1 protein-coding gene is annotated in these 657 nt (G+C 51.9%); it reads right to left on the bottom strand.

Annotated elements, in window-relative coordinates:
• Nucleotides 1-213: 213 nt before the first annotated feature.
• A partial coding sequence (locus M8006_RS17725; RefSeq protein ID WP_250084537.1) for a transposase occupies nucleotides 214-657 on the bottom strand: 444 nt, incomplete at its 5' end.

Here is a 657-nt window from a genome sequence, read left to right as displayed (position 1 = left end):
CGGTACGTCTTCGAAACACTGCCCACGCTCAACGACGACGAACTCACCACGCTGCTGCCCTGGCACTGGAAGGACACATTACCCAGCTGAGCCACGCCTGCCCAGATGTGGTTAATGGCTCGCTTACTTACCACGTCCCGTCACCTGCCGATTCGTCGCAGCATAGCCGACTATGTAACCGCTACCACCGTAAGCGATCCACCAACCTTGCAATTACCCACAAGTCGATGATGCATTTGGATTGGCAGCTTGGAATCCAGCAACGAGATCAGCTAAGCGGATGAAGTCTCGCCATAGAACGGTTGTTCCTGGGGGAGGGTCACTGGAGCGATCCAGATAACCACCCAGACGAGCGACAGCGGTCATGTAAAAAGCTATATCGCGTCGTGTGCCGTGTTTATTTGACGGCATTGATCGGTCGAGAAGCGTTCTTTCTGTATCAGTAAAAACAGCTGCAGGAGAGGTTTTTGAGGATTGGCGCCGCAGTATAGTCAACCATGATATTCGCCAAGATACGACACAGCAGAGCACAATACAGTTGGCAAGTCGATCTGCTGTAGCGAGGCGTATATCCTCAATACGGCAACCTGTTTTCAGCGTCTTGAAGAATGTCTCGATATTCCAACGCCGTGAATACCAAACAAGCTTTTGCACGGC

Origin of the sequence: Halomonas llamarensis, assembly GCF_023555005.1 — a bacterium.
Taxonomy (GTDB): domain Bacteria; phylum Pseudomonadota; class Gammaproteobacteria; order Pseudomonadales; family Halomonadaceae; genus Vreelandella; species Vreelandella llamarensis.
The sequence above is the reverse complement of the archived record's forward strand: the minus strand, read 5'-3'. Positions and strand labels throughout refer to the sequence as shown.